At 70.6% G+C, this 17606-nt stretch carries 20 protein-coding genes; 7 read left to right on the top strand and 13 right to left on the bottom strand.

Annotated features, from left to right (window positions below; translation table 11 throughout):
- The first annotated feature begins 16 nt into the window (after nt 1–16).
- On the top strand, nt 17–721 hold the full coding sequence (locus ACFYOH_RS28185) for a phosphatase PAP2 family protein (RefSeq protein ID WP_388630951.1): 705 nt from the start codon (nt 17–19) through the stop codon (nt 719–721).
- Between the two features lie 29 nt (nt 722–750).
- Here ACFYOH_RS28185 and ACFYOH_RS28180 read toward each other — a convergent pair whose 3' ends face one another.
- Nucleotides 751–2307, bottom strand: coding sequence for an FAD-binding oxidoreductase (locus ACFYOH_RS28180; protein ID WP_388630948.1), 1557 nt, complete (start codon nt 2305–2307; stop codon nt 751–753).
- Nucleotides 2308–2656: 349 nt separating this feature from the next.
- Between ACFYOH_RS28180 and pstS the strand changes: the two genes are divergently transcribed.
- From pstS to pstB, 4 genes are all read left to right on the top strand, one after another.
- Nucleotides 2657–3787, top strand: a complete 1131-nt coding sequence (gene pstS, locus ACFYOH_RS28175; protein ID WP_388630945.1) for a phosphate ABC transporter substrate-binding protein PstS — start codon at nt 2657–2659, stop codon at nt 3785–3787.
- A gap of 115 nt (nt 3788–3902) precedes the next feature.
- A complete protein-coding gene (gene pstC / locus ACFYOH_RS28170; protein WP_388630942.1) occupies nt 3903–4910 on the top strand; it encodes a phosphate ABC transporter permease subunit PstC in 1008 nt (335 codons plus the stop codon).
- Nucleotides 4907–5965, top strand: coding sequence for a phosphate ABC transporter permease PstA (gene pstA, locus ACFYOH_RS28165; protein ID WP_388630940.1), 1059 nt, complete (start codon nt 4907–4909; stop codon nt 5963–5965). The genes pstC and pstA overlap by 4 nt, the downstream gene beginning before the upstream one ends.
- A gap of 47 nt (nt 5966–6012) precedes the next feature.
- A complete protein-coding gene (pstB, locus tag ACFYOH_RS28160) occupies nt 6013–6789 on the top strand; it encodes a phosphate ABC transporter ATP-binding protein PstB (protein WP_069780064.1) in 777 nt (258 codons plus the stop codon).
- A gap of 142 nt (nt 6790–6931) precedes the next feature.
- Here the strand turns inward: pstB and ACFYOH_RS28155 are convergent, their stop codons facing one another.
- From ACFYOH_RS28155 to ACFYOH_RS28140, 4 genes are read right to left on the bottom strand one after another with little or no spacing between them, the layout of a single operon-like run.
- Nucleotides 6932–7300: a hypothetical protein gene (locus ACFYOH_RS28155; protein ID WP_388631008.1), complete on the bottom strand. Its 369-nt coding sequence runs from the start codon at nt 7298–7300 to the stop codon at nt 6932–6934.
- Nucleotides 7301–7308: 8 nt separating this feature from the next.
- A complete protein-coding gene (locus tag ACFYOH_RS28150) occupies nt 7309–7566 on the bottom strand; it encodes a hypothetical protein (protein WP_388630937.1) in 258 nt (85 codons plus the stop codon).
- A gap of 58 nt (nt 7567–7624) precedes the next feature.
- On the bottom strand, nt 7625–8623 hold the full coding sequence (locus ACFYOH_RS28145; RefSeq protein ID WP_388630934.1) for an anion permease: 999 nt from the start codon (nt 8621–8623) through the stop codon (nt 7625–7627).
- A gap of 7 nt (nt 8624–8630) precedes the next feature.
- Nucleotides 8631–9251 (bottom strand): DUF47 family protein, encoded by a 621-nt coding sequence (locus tag ACFYOH_RS28140; RefSeq protein ID WP_351615062.1) that lies wholly within the window; start codon nt 9249–9251, stop codon nt 8631–8633.
- A 206-nt stretch (nt 9252–9457) separates the two neighbouring features.
- On the opposite strand from ACFYOH_RS28140, the gene ACFYOH_RS28135 reads away from it, so the two are divergent.
- The gene (locus ACFYOH_RS28135) at nt 9458–9763 is read left to right on the top strand and encodes a metal-sensitive transcriptional regulator (RefSeq protein WP_388630931.1); all 306 of its coding nucleotides are present in this window, start codon (nt 9458–9460) and stop codon (nt 9761–9763) included.
- 28 nt (nt 9764–9791) lie between these two features.
- On the opposite strand, the gene ACFYOH_RS28130 is transcribed toward ACFYOH_RS28135, so the two are convergent.
- The gene (locus ACFYOH_RS28130; protein ID WP_388631014.1) at nt 9792–9959 is read right to left on the bottom strand and encodes a hypothetical protein; all 168 of its coding nucleotides are present in this window, start codon (nt 9957–9959) and stop codon (nt 9792–9794) included.
- Between the two features lie 101 nt (nt 9960–10060).
- Nucleotides 10061–10909: a hypothetical protein gene (locus ACFYOH_RS28125; RefSeq protein WP_388630928.1), complete on the bottom strand. Its 849-nt coding sequence runs from the start codon at nt 10907–10909 to the stop codon at nt 10061–10063.
- A gap of 143 nt (nt 10910–11052) precedes the next feature.
- On the opposite strand from ACFYOH_RS28125, the gene ACFYOH_RS28120 reads away from it, so the two are divergent.
- Nucleotides 11053–11226 (top strand): hypothetical protein, encoded by a 174-nt coding sequence (locus tag ACFYOH_RS28120; protein ID WP_388630926.1) that lies wholly within the window; start codon nt 11053–11055, stop codon nt 11224–11226.
- On the opposite strand, the gene ACFYOH_RS28115 is transcribed toward ACFYOH_RS28120, so the two are convergent.
- The 6 genes from ACFYOH_RS28115 to ACFYOH_RS28090 all read right to left on the bottom strand — a co-directional run bounded on the left by ACFYOH_RS28115 (nt 11208) and on the right by ACFYOH_RS28090 (nt 17503).
- Nucleotides 11208–11615 (bottom strand): NUDIX hydrolase, encoded by a 408-nt coding sequence (locus ACFYOH_RS28115; protein WP_388630923.1) that lies wholly within the window; start codon nt 11613–11615, stop codon nt 11208–11210. The genes ACFYOH_RS28120 and ACFYOH_RS28115 overlap by 19 nt on opposite strands.
- A 22-nt stretch (nt 11616–11637) precedes the next feature.
- Nucleotides 11638–12759 carry a CHAD domain-containing protein gene (locus ACFYOH_RS28110; protein ID WP_388630920.1) on the bottom strand — a complete coding sequence of 374 codons (1122 nt, stop codon included), beginning with the start codon at nt 12757–12759 and terminating at the stop codon, nt 11638–11640.
- Nucleotides 12740–15094: an RNA degradosome polyphosphate kinase gene (locus ACFYOH_RS28105; protein WP_388630917.1), complete on the bottom strand. Its 2355-nt coding sequence runs from the start codon at nt 15092–15094 to the stop codon at nt 12740–12742. The genes ACFYOH_RS28110 and ACFYOH_RS28105 overlap by 20 nt, the downstream gene beginning before the upstream one ends.
- A 146-nt stretch (nt 15095–15240) precedes the next feature.
- Nucleotides 15241–16227: an ABC transporter permease gene (locus tag ACFYOH_RS28100; RefSeq protein ID WP_388630914.1), complete on the bottom strand. Its 987-nt coding sequence runs from the start codon at nt 16225–16227 to the stop codon at nt 15241–15243.
- Complete coding sequence (locus tag ACFYOH_RS28095) at nt 16224–17120, bottom strand: ABC transporter ATP-binding protein (RefSeq protein WP_388630911.1); 897 nt, start codon at nt 17118–17120, stop codon at nt 16224–16226. The genes ACFYOH_RS28100 and ACFYOH_RS28095 overlap by 4 nt, the downstream gene beginning before the upstream one ends.
- A complete protein-coding gene (locus ACFYOH_RS28090; RefSeq protein WP_388630909.1) occupies nt 17117–17503 on the bottom strand; it encodes a GntR family transcriptional regulator in 387 nt (128 codons plus the stop codon). Before ACFYOH_RS28090 ends, ACFYOH_RS28095 begins: the two co-directional genes overlap by 4 nt.
- Nucleotides 17504–17606 lie beyond the last annotated feature (103 nt).

Here is a 17606-nt window from a genome sequence, read left to right as displayed (position 1 = left end):
AAGGGGCCGCAGCACCATGGCTGTACTCGCCGAATCCGGATCGAACCCCGACGTCGAGCTGCTCTACGACATCAATGGCCTGGCCAAGGACGCGCCCCACTGGTTCGACCGGGCCATGGAGTTCGTCGGTGAGTACGGCCTGCTGCTCGCCATGGTGCTGCTCGTGCTGTGGTGCTGGTGGTCCGTGCGGCGCCGAGGTGCCGAGGACGCCGCGTCCACCGTCGCCGGGCTGGTGTGGGCGCCGCTCGCGGCCGGCATCGCCGTGCTGGTCAACGTGCCGATCCGGGGCTTCGTGGAACGCCCCCGCCCCTTCGTCGCCCACCAGGGCCTCGACGTCCTCGTCTCCGGCAAGACCGACTTCTCCTTCGTCAGCGACCACGCGACCATCACCATGGCGCTGGGCGTCGGCCTCTTCGTCGCCAACCGCCGCTTCGGCATCGCCGGCATCGGACTCGCCCTGCTGGAGGGCTTCTGCCGGGTCTACATGGGCGTGCACTATCCGACGGACGTCGTCGGCGGCTTCGCGCTCGGTACGGCCGTCGCCCTGCTGCTCTCCCCGCCGGCCATGGCGCTGCTCACCCCGCTGATGCGGGCGGTGGAGCGGTCGCCCCGGGCGGGGTGGGTCGTACGGAAGCGATCGGTGAGCGGGGGGCGTGCGGGGGCCGTGCTTCCGCCTGCCCGTACGCCGGTGGAGTCCGAGGAACGGGACCTCGCGGCGTAGCCGACGGCACTGCGGCCCCCGTGCCCGTCTTACAACCCCTGCGCGTACGAGAAGAACCTCTGCGGGTCGTACTGCTTCTTCACCGTGCCGAGCCGGGTCGCCGCGTCCCCGTAGTACGCCCTCTTCCAGTCCTTCAGCGTCGGGTCGGTGTAGTTCTGGTACGCGGCTCCGGAGGCGTACGGGGCCATCGCCTGGTGGGCGGACGTGAGCCAGGACTGGGCCGTGGCGCCGGAGGCGCCCGCGCCCCAGGACGCGATGTACTGGGCCAGCATCCGGGAGCGGCGGTGGACGAAGGCCGTCGCGGTGGGGGAGACGCGGTTGACCGCGCCGCCGAGGGCGGTGAAGGCGATGCTGCCCGCGCCGCCCCGGACCGAGGCGATCTGCCGCAGCACCGTCTGGATGCCCGCCGCCGACAGTGAGCGGTCGAAGAAGTCGGAGCGGGCCGCGTACGTCTCCCGGCCCAGGCGGCCCTGGGGGGAGCGGCCGGGGGTGGAGCCCGGGAGGTGGCACTGGGCGTCCGTGGAGAAGGAGGAGCAGCCGGCGTAGATCTCCATCGCCTCCTCGTAGCCCCGGCGGCGCAGGCTGACGGAGGAGGCGTTCGCGCCGGCCGCGTGGGCCAGGCGGTCGACCGCGTTCTGCAGTTCGCCGTAGGTGCCCAGGGAGAAGCAGGCCAGCGAGACGGTGGGGGTGCGGCCCGGTGAGCACTCCAGGTGCAGGGAGGACCAGATCTCGTCCGGCTGGCTCGGGCCCCACTCCTGCCAGGCCTTCAGCACGGCCGCGGCCTTGGACCAGGGCCATGTCATGTACGCCGTCACGGCCTGCGGGGCCGGGTGGGTCTTGAACTGCAGCTCGGTGACGACGCCGAAGTTGCCGTTGCCGGCGCCGCGCAGGGCCCAGAAGAGGTCGGAGTGCGAGGACGCGTTCGCCGTCACCTGGGTGCCGTCGGCCGTGATGACCGTCGCCTGGGTGAGGCTGTCGCAGGTCAGGCCGTAGGCGCGGGAGGCGACGCCGTGGCCGCCGCCGAGGACCAGGCCGGAGACGCCGACGGTGGGGCAGGAGCCCGCGGGTATGGTCACGCCCTTCGCGGCCAGCGCCCGGTAGACGTCGATCAGCTTGGAGCCGGCGCCGACGACGGCCTGTCCGCCGGAGACGCGTATGCGGTTCAGCGGGGACACGTCGAGGATGAGGCGGTTGTCGCCGGAGGAGTAGCCCGCGTAGGAGTGGCCGCCGTTGCGTATGGACACCCGGATGCCATGGGCCTGGGCGTAGGCGAGGGTCGTACGGATGTCGCCGGCGTGGGCCACATAGGCGACCGCGACGGGCTTCAGGGCGTCGAAGCGGGTGTTGTACAGCTGGTGGGCCGTGTTCCAGCCCGCGTCGTCGGGCCGGACCAGGGTGCCGTCCAGGTCATGGGCGAGGGCCGTCCAGCTCGCGGCGGCATTGGCACTGGTGGTCTTGAGCGACGTGAGCGAGGATGAGCCCGTGCTCGCCGAGGCAGTGGCCCTGCCCGCGCTCGAGCTGCAGCCGGTGAACGCGGTTGCGGCCAGTACGGCCGTGCCGCCCGCGACGAACGTACGCCGTTCCATGCCCATCGTCCTGTGCCGCCTTTCCGCGGGCCTCCTTGGCCCGTCCTGGAATGAGACGACCCCCCGGGCGCGTTGGTTCGTAACAGTTCACGCACAGGAGAACGAACGTCGAAGACGGTCCCGCGTAACCCGTTGGTCGGAACCGGCACGTGCCCTCCCCGTAAGCATTCCGTGACCTTACCGGGCCGACGGCAGGGGTTCACCCTCCGTTCACTTCCGGCCATCGGCGGCTTCACCTGTTCTGCCTAATTTCGGCCGTGCACGGTGCGGAGCGCGGCCATTTGCGCTCGCGCTCCTCCATACCTCGCACGCCGCCGACCGCGGCGGCTCCTGGAAGGAACTCCCGAAAGTGATGCTTCAGCGCAAGAACCGGCTGCGGGCCCTCTCGCTCGGTGCGATCGCCGTGACCGGTGCCCTGGCCCTGACGGCGTGCGGCTCGGACGACAACGGTGGCGGCAGCAAGGCCTCGGGCAACGCGTCCGGCTCGGCCAACGCCTCCTCGATCAAGTGTGACAACGCCAAGGGCCAGTTGCTCGCAGACGGCTCCTCCGCGCAGAAGAACGCGATCGACGCCTGGGTCAAGGAGTTCTCCCAGGCCTGTGGCGTGCAGATCAACTACAAGGGTGGCGGCTCCGGCGCCGGTGTCACCTCCTTCAACCAGGGTCAGCTCGCCTTCGCGGGTTCCGACTCCCGGCTGAAGCCGGACGAGGTCACCGCCTCCCAGAAGGTCTGCTCCGGCGGCCAGGGCATCGACCTGCCGATGGTCGGCGGCCCGATCGCCCTCGGTTACAACGTCCCGGGTGTCGACAACCTGGTCCTGGACGCCCCGACGATCGCCCAGATCTTCGACAGCAAGATCAAGAACTGGAACGACCCGGCGATCAAGAAGCTGAACCCCTCGGCGAAGCTCCCGGACCTGAAGATCCAGGCCTTCCACCGCTCCGAGGACTCCGGCACCACGGACAACTTCACCAAGTACCTGATCGCCACCACCCCGGACAACTGGAAGTACTCCGGCGGCAAGGCCTGGCAGGCCAAGGGCGGCCAGGCGGCCTCCGGCTCCGCCGGTGTGGCCCAGGGCGTCAAGCAGAACTCCGGCGCGATCGGCTACTTCGAGCTGTCCTACGCCAAGGACATGAACACCGTCTCCATCGCCACCGGCGCCAAGACCCCGGTCAAGCCCTCCGTCGAGAGCGCCACCGCCGACATCGCGGCCGCCAAGGTCGTCGGCACCGGCAAGGACCTGTCGCTGAAGCTGGACTACGCCACCAAGGCCGAGAACGCCTACCCGATCACCCTGGTGACGTACGAGATCGTCTGCGACAAGGGCAACAAGGCGGACACCCTGCCCGCCACCAAGGCGTTCCTCAGCTACATCGCCAGCGAGGACGGTCAGAAGCTCCTGTCGAGCAACGACTACGCCCCGATCCCCGACGCGATCATCGGCAAGGTCCGCACCACCATCGCGGGCCTGAGCTGATCTGATCCGAAAGTGCGGCCCGGCGCCCAGACGGGCCGGGCCGCACCGTCCGGTGCACCGCCGCCATGAGTCGCCGCCCCACCCGGGCGGCCGGCTCCGCAGACCGGAGAACCCGATGGACATATCGACCAAGACAACTGACACACCTCCCCCCACGCCCCAGCCCAACGTGGCCGAGCAGAAGCGCAACGCCCGCGGCGCGTCCCGCCCCGGCGACCGTGTCTTCCTCGGCCTCACCCGCGGCTCGGGCATTCTGCTGCTGGGGATCATGGCCGCGATCGCGGTCTTCCTCACCTACCGTTCGTCCCTCGCGATCAGCAAGGACCACGGGAACTTCCTCACCACCTTCGAGTGGAACACCAACCTCACGCCGCCGGTCTTCGGCATCGCGGTGCTGGCCTTCGGCACGATCGTCTCCTCGGTCATCGCCATGGCCATCGCGGTCCCGGTCGCCGTCGCGATCGCGCTGTTCCTCACCCACTACGCCCCGCGCCGGCTGAGCGGTCCCATCGCCTATGTGATCGACCTGCTCGCCGCCGTGCCGTCCATCGTGTACGGCCTCTGGGGTGCCCTGATCCTCGTCCCGCACATGGCGGGCCTGTTCGGCTGGCTGAACGACTACTTCGGCTGGACCGGCATCTTCTCCTGGGACGGCGGCGCCCCCCGCTCCATGCTCACCGTCGGCATCCTGCTGGCGATCATGATCCTGCCGATCATCACCAACGTCAGCCGTGAGGTGTTCCGGCAGGTCCCGCGGATGCACGAGGAGGCCGCCCTGGCCCTCGGCGCCACCCGCTGGGAGGTCGTCCGCATGGCCGTGCTGCCCTTCGGCCGCTCCGGTGTGATCTCCGCGTCCATGCTCGGCCTCGGCCGCGCCCTCGGCGAGACGATGGCCGTCGCCACCGTGCTCTCCCCGGACTACGTCATCCACGCCAGCCTGCTGAACCCGGGCGGCGGCACTTTCGCCCAGAACATCGCCAGCAAGTTCGGTGAGGCCACCGAGCAGGGCCGCGACGCGCTGATCGCCTCCGGTCTCGTCCTCTTCGTCATCACCCTGGTGGTCAACGGCGCGGCCCGCATGATCATCGCCCGCCGCAAGGAGTACTCGGGGGCCAACGCATGAGCCACGCACTCGCCGACAAGCGCGCCAGCACGCTGCGCGGCGCCAGCCTCCCGAAGTGGTCGCCCTGGGCCATCGCGGCCGGCTCGATCGTCCTGGCCGTGGCCATCGGCCTGATCGGCGGGCTCAGCAGCAAGGTCCAGTGGGGCCTGATCGCCGCGGTCCTCTTCGTCCTCGGCACCTACGGCATCGCCGCCAAGGTCGAGGGCCGCCGGCAGGCCAAGGACCGGGTCGCCACCTCCCTCGTCTGGGTCGCCTTCCTGCTCGCCGTCATCCCGCTGGTCTCCCTGATCTGGACGACCATCTCGCGCGGCGTGAAGGTCCTCGACGTCTACTTCCTCACCCACTCCATGGGCGTCGTCGCCGACTCCGAGCCCGGCGGCGGCATCTACCACGCCATCATCGGCAGCCTGGAGCAGGTCGGCCTCGCCACCGTCATCGGTGCGCCGATCGGCATCCTCACCGCGATCTACCTGGTGGAGTACGGGCGGGGCAGGCTCGCCAAGGCCGTCACGTTCTTCGTGGACGTCATGACGGGTATCCCGTCGATCGTCGCCGGCCTGTTCATCCTGTCGCTGATGCTCATCTTCCAGATGCAGCCCTTCGGCTTCGCCGGTTCGCTGGCCCTGGCCATCCTGATGATGCCGGTCGTCGTCCGCTCCACCGAGGAGATGCTCAAGCTCGTCCCGAACGAGCTGCGCGAGGCCTCGCTGGCACTCGGTGTGCCCAAGTGGCGGACTATCCTGAAGGTGGTCCTGCCGACCTCCCTCGGCGGTATCACCACCGGTGTCATGCTGGCCATCGCCCGTATCGCGGGTGAGACCGCTCCGGTGCTGCTGCTGGTGTTCGGCAACCCGTTCATCAACAACAACCCCTTCGAGGGTGCGCAGGCGTCGCTGCCGCTGTTCATCTTCCAGCAGTACCAGCAGAGTGCGGGTGCCAGCGCGGCGTACGACCGTGCCTGGGCGGCCTCTCTCACGCTGATCGCCTTCGTGATGATCCTCAACCTGGTGGCCCGCGGCATCGCCCGCTGGAAGGCCCCGAAGACCGGTCGCTGACGCGGCCATACAGCGACCGAGCCTGAATTTCTGGAAGTGAAGTAGACATGGCCAAGCGAATCGACGTAAGCGGACTGACCGCCTACTACGGCTCCCACAAGGCGATCGAGGACATCTCGATGACCGTCGAGCCGCGTTCGGTGACGGCGTTCATCGGCCCCTCCGGTTGCGGCAAGTCGACGTTCCTGCGCACGCTGAACCGGATGCACGAGGTCACCCCCGGTGGCCGCGTCGAGGGCAAGGTGCTCCTGGACGACGAGGACCTGTACGGCGCCGGGATCGACCCGGTGTCCGTCCGCCGTGAGGTAGGCATGGTCTTCCAGCGCCCGAACCCCTTCCCCACGATGTCGATCTTCGACAACGTGGCGGCGGGTCTGCGCCTGAACGGCAACTACAAGAAGAGCCAGCTGAACGACATCGTCGAGAAGTCGCTCAAGGGCGCGAACCTCTGGAACGAGGTCAAGGACCGCCTGAACAAGCCGGGCTCCGGCCTGTCCGGCGGCCAGCAGCAGCGCCTGTGTATCGCCCGCGCGATCGCGGTCGAGCCGAAGGTCCTGCTCATGGACGAGCCCTGCTCGGCCCTGGACCCGATCTCCACCCTCGCCATCGAGGACCTGATCGGCGAGCTGAAGGAGCGCTTCACGATCGTCATCGTGACGCACAACATGCAGCAGGCGGCGCGCGTCTCGGACCGTACGGCGTTCTTCAACCTCGCCGCGGTGGGCCAGCCCGGCCGCCTGATCGAGATCGACGACACCGAGCGCATCTTCTCCAACCCGTCCGTCCAGGCGACGGAGGACTACATCTCGGGCCGCTTCGGCTGAGCCGACGCCCGGTGCCATAGACCCCTCGCGGTGCTGCATGGCGGTGCCACCGCGAGGACGCAAGAGGGCCCGCCCCTGGCTCCCGGGGGCGGGCCCATTGCGTCCGGCTGGGGGCGCTGTGGCCGGCAGGCCGTCAGGGTCTTTACGGGTTGAGGTCCAGCACCCGCACCGGCTCGCCGATCCACCGATCCGGGGTGACGGTGGCGATGAGCGCGCCGTCGGGACGGTCCGGGCTGGGCTGAGCAGCGTACTGACAGTGCGCCGAGGCCCACGTGTTCCGCTGGGCCACCGCCAGGGCCGCGGGCAGGTCCAGGTCCAGGAGGACGATGCCCGGCAGCGCGGCGAGATGCTCCGCGGTACCAGGACGGGCCCGGTCGGCTTCGACCAGTGCGCACGCCGGGGCGTACAGGTACCAGCCGACCTCCACGTGGGCGCGGTGGATCAACCGGGAGGCAAGGGCATTGCCCCGGCCGGCCGCGGCCATGGCGGTGTCGTCCAGGACGATGTGCATCGCGTCGCTCACCGGGCGGCCGCCCGGGCCAGCCGACGGTCCAGCTCGCTGTCGAGGTCTCGTTCCTCTGCGGGAGTGGGTGCGTAGCCGGTCCACTCCGTCAGGGCGGCGCGGGCCCGCTCGGCCCGCTCGGCCCGCTCGGCGGGCGTGAGCAGGGCTTCGGCCAGCCGTGCGAGGTAGGCGCGCAGCGACATCCCCTCGGCTGCCGCTATGGCGGCGAGCCGGTCCCGGGCTTCCTCAGGGATACGGACGTTGGCGTCGGCCATCGTAGGACTCCTCGGCACGCAATGGGTACGGGTACGTACCCGTACTCTACTGACGACTTTACAGCACCGTCAGCTTCTCCACGCCGAAAGCCAGCGCAGCGAACAGCGCGGCTGCCGGCATCGTGATGAACCAGCCGAGGACGATGTTCTTGGCAACGCCCCAGCGCACGGCGTTGACGCGCCTGGTCGCGCCCACGCCCATGATCGCCGAGGTGATGACGTGGGTCGTGGAGATCGGCGCCTTGAAGAGGAAGGCCGTGCCGAACATGATCGAGGCGCCGGTGGCCTCGGCCGCGAAGCCCTGCGGGGGGTCCAACTCGATGATCTTGCGACCCAGGGTGCGCATGATGCGCCAGCCGCCCGCGTAGGTGCCCAGGGACAGCATCACGGCCGAGACGATCTTCACCCAGACCGGGATCGGCTCGCCGAACGTCTCGTGGCCGGAAATCACCAGTGCCATCACCACGACACCCATGGTCTTCTGGGCGTCCTGGAGGCCGTGCCCGAGGGCCATGCCGGCCGCGGAGACCGTCTGCGCTATACGGAAGCCGCGCTTGGCCTTGTGCGGGTTGGCCCGGCGGAACAGCCACATGATCGCCAGCATGACGAGGTAGCCGACGATCAGGCCGACCACGGGAGACAGGAACATCGGGATGATGATCTTGTCCAGTACGCCGTTCCAGTGCACCGCCGTACCGCCCGCCAGGGCCGCGCCGACGAGGCCGCCGAACAGGGCGTGGGAGGACGAGGACGGCAGGCCGAAGTACCAGGTGATCAGGTTCCAGGTGATCGCGCCCAGCAGGGCCGCGAAGAGGATGCCCATCCCGGTCGAGCCCGAGGGTGTCTCGATCAGGCCCTCGCTGACGGTCTTGGCGACGCCGGTGCCGAAGAACGCACCGGCCATGTTCATGACGGCGGCCATGGCGAGGGCCGCCCGCGGGGTCAGCGCCCGCGTCGACACCGACGTCGCGATCGCGTTCGCCGAGTCGTGGAAGCCGTTGGTGTAGGTGAAGAAGAGCGCGACCGCGATGGTCACGATGAGCGCGAAGGTGTCCATCGACGCCTCAGGACTCCTTGACGGCGATGGTCTCCACCGTGTTCGCCACGTGCTCGAACGCGTCCGCCGCCTCTTCCAGGACGTCCACGATCTGCTTGAGCTTGAGCACCTCGATCGCGTCGTACTTGCCGTTGAAGAGGTGGGCCAGCAGCTTGCGGTGGATCTGGTCCGCCTGGTTCTCCAGCCGGTTGACCTCGATCCAGTACTCGGTCAGGTTGTCCATCGTGCGCAGGTTGGGCATGGCCTCGGCGGTCAGCTCGGCGGCCCGGGCCAGGACCTCGATCTGCTGCTCGACGCCCTTCGGCAGTTCCTCGACGTTGTAGAGGACGACCAGGTCGACGGCCTCCTCCATGAAGTCCATGATGTCGTCGAGGGAGCCGGCGAGGGAGTAGATGTCCTCGCGGTCGAACGGCGTGATGAACGAGGAGTTCAGCTGGTGGAAGATCGCGTGCGTGGCGTCGTCACCCGCGTGTTCCGCGGCCCGCATACGCTCTGCGATCTCGGCTCGGGCAGGTCCGTCCGCCCCGAGCAGTTCCATCAGGAGTTTCGAGCCCGTGACGATGTTGTCCGCGGAGGCGGCGAACATGTCGTAGAAGCTCGTCTCCCTGGGGGTCAGACGAAAGCGCACGTGGGGTCCTCGGGGTGCTTCGGTTTCGGTCAGGCTGATGCTAGGCGCATCATCCGGCCACGGCTAATGGGCCGCATCCCAGTGTCGCCCATCGGGAAGGGCGATCAGCACGGGGGCGTACCAAGGGCTCCTTACCCCGCAAAATTGGTTACCATATACCCAGTAGGGGTATGTAACGCGGCTCGTTCCCGAGATGGAGGCCTGTGATGACGACGACCGAGGCCGGCGCCACGCACGGCTACCACAAGCAGAAGGACGAGCACCTCAAGCGGCTGCGCCGGATCGAGGGGCAGATCCGCGGCCTGCAGCGGATGGTCGACGAGGACACGTACTGCATCGACATACTGACCCAGGTCTCCGCCTCCACCAAGGCCCTGCAGGCCTTCGCGCTGCAGCTGCTGGAGGAGCATCTGCGGCACTGTGTGGCCGACGCGGCCCTCAAGGGCGGCGACGAGATCGACACCAAGGTGGACGAGGCCACGAAGGCGATCGGCCGGCTCCTGCGCTCCTGATCCCGCCGGCTCCCGCGCTCCTGACCGCTCAGGACTCCCAGGACCGTCGCTCTTCGGCCACCCGCAGCACCTCGTCGATGCTCTCCATGCTGAGCCGGTCCTCGGCCGCGGAGGCCGCGATGATCAGCTCCCCGCACAGCTCGATCTCGGCGAGGGCCACGTGGTCCTGCACCGCCGTACCGCCGACCGGAGCCACCCGCCTCACCTCGTCCCTGCCGTCACCGACTTCCTAGAGTAGGCAGCGCTCTACACACCGCGCATGGCACGGACGGGCTACTTACGGGGTGGCGCCAGGGACTAGTTGTCGTCCTCGGCGATACGGCCCGCGTAGATGTCCGCCGAGCGCGGCAGTCGTACGACCGCGGGGGCGCCGAAGTCGTAGAGCAGGGTCGTCGAGGCGACCGCCACGGGGGTCTTCTGCCTGCCGTTGACGAAGCTGAAGCGCTGCCTGAGCTTGCGGATGCGGCCCTCGTCGTCGAGATAGGCGTCGAACGGCACTTCGGCCGTGGCGAACCCTTTCGCCGCCGCGGCCAGTGGTGCCCTGTTCTCGGCGGAGGCCCGGCGGGCCGCGTTGCCCAGGTCCGCCGTGCCCCGGTAGTGCCGTACGGCGGTCCCGCCGATCTCGGTCCTGCCGACGTAGGTCGCCGTCCGCGTCCCGCGCAGCACCTCGGCCGCCGCGTACGGGTCGGTCGCGCCGCCGGTGACCAGGTTGCCGTCGGACAGTGTGGCGGTGTCCACCCGGACCCATTTGTCGGCGGGCACGCCCGCGCCCCGGTTCTTCATGAACAGGGCGTCCGGGGCGAGGAGTTCGGTGATCGGCTGGTGCTCGGAGGCGCCCGCCGGGTCCTCGGGCAGCACGACGGTGAGCCGGCCGAGCCGGCGCCGGAAGTCGTAGACACCCTTGCCGCGGATGGTGACCCGGGTGCCGCCCGTGGCCATCTCCATGGAGGTGGTGGCCTTGGAACTGCCCGCGTCGCGCAGGATGTCGGCCGCCCGGTGCAGGACGGCGACCGGATCGCCCCCGTCCTTGACGTCCTCGGCGGCGGCCCCGCTGCCGGAACAGCCCATGGCACCCGCCCCGAGGCCGAGCATGATGCCGACCGCGACGACCCACCTGCCCGCGTCCCTGTGCTGCCGCCGTTCCATCGCCTGCCTACCCCCAAGCCGGTGTGTCCGTCACGGGCCCCCTGTCGTCCGGTTAACGACAGGTAGGGGGCGCCGTCACGCGCCGTCGAGGGGAGGAAAAGCCGTACGAACCCTTTGGCCGGGAAGTCGGTAACGTTGTCAGGGTGGCGCAGCAGGAGGGGCCGGACCGCATCCGGCAGGGGCAGGAGCACCTCACCTCGACGACGGAACGGGGCCGCTTCTGCGTGGCCCGCTGTACGTGCGGCTGGCGCGGTCCGGCCCGCCGGGCCCGCAGCCAGGCCCGTACGGACGCGGAGGCTCACGCGGCGGATCGGTGAAGGGCGTCGATGAGTTCGCGGTCCCGGGGCTGGGTGAGGCGGCTGCGGGCCGCGGCGGGGGAGAGCCACAGGATGCGGTCCACCTCGGCGCTGGGGGCGAAGTGCCCGGAGACCGCCTCGGCCGCCCAGTAACGCACCTGCTTCGGGCGGCCGTTCGCGACATACCGCAGGGTCGGCAGCTCCGCGCCGGGCACGGCCGTGTACCCGGTCTCCTCCGCGACCTCCCGAAGGGCGCCCGCGAGCGCGTCCTCGCCGCGCTTGAGCTTGCCCTTCGGGTGCGACCAGTCGTCGTACTTCGGCCGGTGGACCAGACAGATCTCCAGGTCGCCGGAGACCGGCGAGCGGCGCCACAGCACACAGCCGGCCGCCCGCACCAACGTGTCGCTCACACCACCGCCTCCTCGGGGGAAATCAGGGCGCGTTGACGGTCTGCTTCTGCCAGACCTGCTGGAAGGCGAACCTGGCGGCCTCCACCTCGTGCCGCTGGTCGGCGTGGAGCACGCCGAGCGCGTACGCCGTCGCCGGGGCGATCCGGGGCGTACGGGCGGCCTGGGCCGCCGCCGCTGCCGCCTCCGAGGCGTCCCGGTGCCGGTTCAGGGCCTGGCCGGCCGCCAGCAGGCGCACGTCGACGGGCATGTTGCCGCCGTGCAGCGCCTCCTGGGCGTACCGGTGCAGGCGCAGCAGCAGCCGGACCTGGTGCCAGGGGCCGTCCTGGGGGTGCGGGGACGGGTCCGGGGACAGTCCGTGCACCAGGGCCTCCGCGTTGTACGGGTGGCCCGCCACGACCAGCGGGAGCCCGGCGATGGCGTCTGTCAGCCGTTCCTCCGCAGCGGCTGCCAGGGGGCGCAGGTCGGTGGTGGGGGCGGTGGGGGTGAGGGGGACCTCGCTGGCGAGCACGGCGACCTTGTCCGCCACGGCGTGGAAGCGGCTCGACCCCAGTGCCTGCAGGGCCGTGGAGTGAGCCCTCGTCCGGGCCAGGGTCAGCTGGCGTTCCAACAGGGCGCCCGCCTTTGCCGCGCCCACCGTCAAGTTGCCGCGTTCCTGAGGTGCCGTCGGGTGGGTGGGGCCACCGGCCTTGGACGCCGCCGCCGCGCCCGCGGCCACGTCGACCGAAACCACCTGGCCCGGGAAGGCCGTCGCCCCCGACAACCGGTGCAGCGCCAGCAGCAGCCGTTCCAACCGGGCCTCGTACGCGTGCTCCAGGCCCAGCGTGCCGGACAGCCATGCCAGTTCGGGGCGCATCTCCTCGGACCAGTCGGCGTCGAGGAGCGGGCGGAAGGTGTGCAGGCTGCCGCTGATGCGGCGGGCCGAACGGCGCAGGGCGCGCGCCGCGTCGACGGACTCCTCCGCGCCCTTCTCCCCCGCACTCGCCTGGGCTCGCGCGGGGCCCGCCCCGTTCGTACCGCCCGTCTCGCGGTGCAGGCGCAGGGCGCGGAGGAACTCCGTGGCCTGGGCGCGCAGATACGCCGCGAGGGCGTCCCCGGTCACCACCTCGGCCGTGGGGTCCGTCGGGTCAAGGTGTTGCTGTGCCACGCCGGCGCCTCCGGGCGTCTATGAGCATCTCCTGGACGTTGCGCAGGGGTTGGCCGTCCGCGTCGGCCGCGTGTCGCGTCCACTCGCCGTCCGGACCGAGGTGCCAGGAGGAGGTCGAATCGGACATGCCGGTGTCGAGCAGCCGGTTGAGGGCCGCCCGGTGGGCGGGGTCGACGACCCGCACCAGGGCCTCTATCCGGCGGTCGAGGTTGCGGTGCATCATGTCGGCGCTGCCGATCCACACCTCGGGTTCGCCGCCGTTGCCGAAGGCGAACACACGGGAGTGCTCCAGGAAGCGGCCGAGGATCGAGCGGACCCGGATGTTCTCGGACAGGCCGGTGACGCCGGGGCGGACGGCGCAGATGCCGCGCACCCACACGTCCACCGGCACGCCCGCCTGGGACGCGCGGTAGAGGGCGTCGATGACTGCCTCGTCGACGATCGAGTTGACCTTGAGCCGGATGAACGCCGGACGGCCCGCGCGGTGGTGCTGGACCTCCTTGTCTATCCGCGAGACCAGGCCGTCGCGCAGGGACTTGGGCGCCACCAGCAGGCGGCGGTAGGTCTCCCGGCGGGAGTAGCCGGACAGGCGGTTGAACAGGTCGGAGAGGTCCGCGCCGACCTGCTGGTCGGCGGTGAGCAGGCCCAGGTCCTCGTACAGGCGCGCCGTCTTCGGGTGGTAGTTGCCCGTGCCGACGTGGCTGTAGCGGCGCAGCGTCTCGCCCTCCTGGCGGACCACCAGGGACAGCTTGCAGTGCGTCTTCAGGCCGACCAGGCCGTAGACGACATGGCAGCCGGCCTCCTCCAGCTTGCGCGCCCACTTGATGTTGGCGTGCTCGTCGAAGCGGGCCTTGATCTCGACCAGGACGAGGACCTGCTTGCCGGACTCGGCGGCGTCGATGAGCGCGTCGACTATCGGGGAGTCGCCGGAGGTGCGGTACAGGGTCTGCTTGATCGCGAGGACGTCCGGGTCGGCCGCCGCCTGCTCCAGGAAGGCCTGCACGGAGGTGGAGAAGCTGTCGTACGGGTGGTGCAGCAGCACGTCCCGGGTGCGCAGGGCCGCGAAGATGTCCGGCGCGGACGCCGATTCCACCTCGGCGAGGTCGCGGTGGGTGCCGGCGACGAACTTCGGGTACTTCAGCTCGGGCCGGTCGAGGCTGTGGATGCGGAAGAGGCCGGTGAGGTCGAGCGGGCCGGGCAGCGGGTACACCTCGGCCTCGCTGATCTTCAGCTCGCGGACCAGCAGGTCCAGCACCTCGCGGTCGATGGACTCCTCGACCTCCAGGCGCACCGGCGGGCCGAAGCGGCGCCGCATGAGCTCCTTCTCCAGGGCCTGGAGCAGGTTCTCGGCGTCGTCCTCCTCCACTTCCAGGTCCTCGTTGCGGGTGAGCCGGAAGGCGTGGGACTCCAGCACCTCCATGCCCGGGAAAAGCTCCTCCAGGTGCGCGGCGATGACGTCCTCGACGGGGACGTACCGGCCGGGGCTGCTCTCCAGGAAGCGGGACAGCAGCGGCGGCACCTTCACGCGGGCGAAGTGCTTGTTGCCGCTGACCGGGTTCCGCACGATCACGGCCAGGTTCAGGGACAGGCCGGAGATGTACGGGAAGGGGTGCGCGGGGTCGACCGCCAGCGGGGTGAGCACGGGGAAGATCCGGTGCCGGAAGAGCGTGAACAGGCTGGCCTGCTCCTTGTCGGTCAGCTCGTTCCAGCGGACCAGGTGGATGCCCTCCTCCGCGAGCGCGGGGGCGACGTCCTCGTGGTAGCAGGCGGCGTGCCGGGCCATCAGCTCGCGTGACCGGGACCAGATCATCTCCAGCACCTCGCGCGGCTGCAACCCGGAGGCCGAGCGCGTCGCGACGCCGGTGGCGATACGGCGCTTCAGACCGGCCACCCGGACCATGAAGAACTCGTCCAGGTTGCTGGCGAAGATCGCGAGGAAGTTCGCCCGCTCCAGCAGTGGTGTGTTCGGGTCCTCGGCCAGCTCCAGGACGCGCTCGTTGAAAGCGAGCCAGCTGCGCTCACGGTCGAGGAAACGGCCCTGGGGTAGCGGAGTGCCCCCGGCCTTCGTCTCGTCGTACGCGTCGAGATCAGCGTCGAGGTCCGGCTCCAGATCGGAGACCGAGCCCGCGACGGTGCGCGAGCGGTGTGCGGCTATGGAGCCCACGTCGGGCTGGATGTGCTGGACCTCTGCCTGGGTGTCTTGCTGACTCATGAACCCATTCTTCCGCGCTACAGGCATGACAGGCGCGTCGGAACGTGCGGGCGGGAGCGTCCTGGCCCCGTTTTCCGCGGGCCCCTCGGGGGGCGGCGAAGGCTCTGGCACGGCGGGCTGCATTGGCCGAGCGTCGCAAGTCTGGCTGAATCAATGGTTACGGAGACATGACGTGCGGGATAGCGCGGGGCGGCTCCCGGGGGTCCTGGTTGCGAAAGAGGGGCGGGCGGCGCGCCCCGAAGGACGCGCCGCCGGTACCTCAACGGCGGTCAGGCGCCGACGAGGACGCCCTCCGCTTCCCCAGCCGCCCCCAGCGCCCCGGTCAGCCGCCGCAGCACCAGGTAGGAGGCGAACACCAGCACCCCGGCGACCGCCAGGAACAGCGCGCTGACGGTGAGCTGGAGCGGCCAGTAGTGAGAGTAGGGGTGATAGGTGTTGAAGTAGCCGACCGCGTACACGGAGGCGCGGTCGCACGCCCCGGAACCGCAGGACACATGCTCGCCGGTCCTGGTCACCAGGCCCTGGGCGACGATGAGGCCGTCACCGCGGTAGCCCTGCTGGAGGTCGCCGATGCGGGTGACCGCCGGCCACAGATGGGGCAGCAGCTGCTGGGCCACGCCGGCGACGCCCGCGGTGAACAGCGTGCCGACGACCAGCGCGGGCAGCGTACGGCGCAGCACCAGGCCCGCCAGGGTGCCGGCCGCCAGTCCGGTCAGGGCCAGCGCGGCGGTGGTGGGGCCGTTGGCGTGGAAGGTCGTCAGCTCGTACCAGCGCTTGGCGGAGTCGACCCGGCCCAGCCCTGCCGACCAGGCCCGGTGGTGCAGCCAGAACAGCAGACAGGTGCTGGTGGCGACGAGGGCCGCCGGGACGGCCAGCCGGACGGTGAGCCAGCGGGCCGGGGAGGCGCCCTGGGTCCAGGACAGCCGGGCGGTGCCGGTCTCCATCTCCCGGCCGGTCAGGGCGGCACCGGCCCAGGCGGCCACCAGGAAGGGCAGCGCGTTCAGGGCGTAGGTGGCGTAGTCGTAGTAGTCCTTGTAGCGCAGGATCGCGGCCTGGTCGTATCCGCATATGCCCAGGCCGCAGGCGTCGAACTGGCGCCAGCCCGCGGCGGCCGCGTCGGCGAGCGGCCCTGCCAGGGCGAGCTGTACGCCGGTCAGGACGATCACCAGGCCGGCGAAGCCGTACAGCGCGGGGCGGTGCAGTCGCAGCAGCCAGCGGGCGGTGCGGGGCCGCGGGGCGGTCGGGACGGTGGTCACGCGGCACTCTCCTCGGTGACGGCCGGGGCGGTGGTGAGGGCGGGGGCCTCGGGATTGCGCAGGTGGGCGAGGACCAGTTCCTCCAGCGTGGGCGGCGTGGCGCGCCAGTCGGCGGGGAGCGGTCCGGCCGGGCGGAGCAGCGCGGTCAGCTGGCGGCCGGTGACCCGGGACTCGACGACGGCGTGTGCGTCGAGGCGGGCGGAGTCGGCGGCGCCGGTGACCCGGACGTGGGCGGTGAGCAGGTCGTCGATCTCGCCGGCCAGCCGGATCCGGCCGCCGCCGACGAGCAGCAGGTGGTCGCAGGAGTCCTCCAGCTCGGCCACGACGTGCGAGGACATCACGATGGTGGTGCCGTACTGGGCGGCCTGGGCCATCAGCGTCCCCATCAGCTCATGCCGGGCGAGGGGATCGAGGTCGGCCATCGGCTCGTCCAGGAGCAGCAGTTCGGGCCGCTTGCCGAGGGCGAGGGCGAGCGCGACCCGGGTGCGCTGACCGCCGGAGAGGGAGCGGATGCGGGCCCTGGGGTCCAGGTCGCCGCCCGCGACGACGTGCTCGGCGGCGGCCGCGTCCCAGTGCCCGGGGTTGAGGTCGGCGCCCATGCGCAGGATCTCGGCGATCGTGAGCTGCGGGTAGAGCGGCTTGTCCTGGGCGACGTAGCCGACCCGCGGGCGGGCCGTGGCCGGACTGGCGCCGAGCACCCGCAGCCGGCCCTCGGTGGCCGGGAGCAGCCCCGCGGCGAGGGCGAGCAGCGTCGACTTGCCGGCGCCGTTGGGCCCGACGACGGCGCACACCCGCCCGGCGGGCAGCCGGAAGGCACAGTCGCGCAGCGCCCACCCGCCCCGGCGTCCGAAGCGCTTGCCGAGGCCGGTCGCCTCGATCGCCGTGTCGCTCATGAACGTTCTCCCTGGAAGTGCGTGTCGAGTACGGCGGTGAAGAGTGCGGCCACGTCGTCCCGCGCCAGCCCGGCGCCGCGCGCCCGCTCGGCCCATGCCTCCAGCTCGGTGCGGAGGGAGGGGTCGACCGGGGTGCTGCCGAGCGCCCGCCGCACAAACGTGCCGAGGCCCCGGCGCGCCTCCACCAGTCCCTCGCGTTCCAGTTCCCGGTACGCCTTAAGGACGGTGTTGGGGTTGATCGCGGTGGCCTCCACGACCTCACGTGCGGTGGGCAGCCGGTCTCCCGGCTGCAGCAGGCCCATGCGCAGGGCCTGTTTGGTCTGCTGGACGATCTGGACGTAGGTGGCGACCCCGCTGTGCCGGTCGATGCGGTACTCGACCATGCGTTGAACCACCCTTTCACTAATTGAGTAGTGAAAGGGTGGTGCAAGAAAGGGGCGGCCGTCAAGCCGGCCGCCCCTCGTCCCGCCGAATGTCAGGTCTTCG

It is taken from the genome of Streptomyces sp. NPDC007856 (genome assembly GCF_042868225.1).
GTDB lineage: Bacteria > Actinomycetota > Actinomycetes > Streptomycetales > Streptomycetaceae > Streptomyces.
Note: the sequence above shows the minus strand (reverse complement) of the source record. Positions and strands in the feature narration are given on the sequence as shown.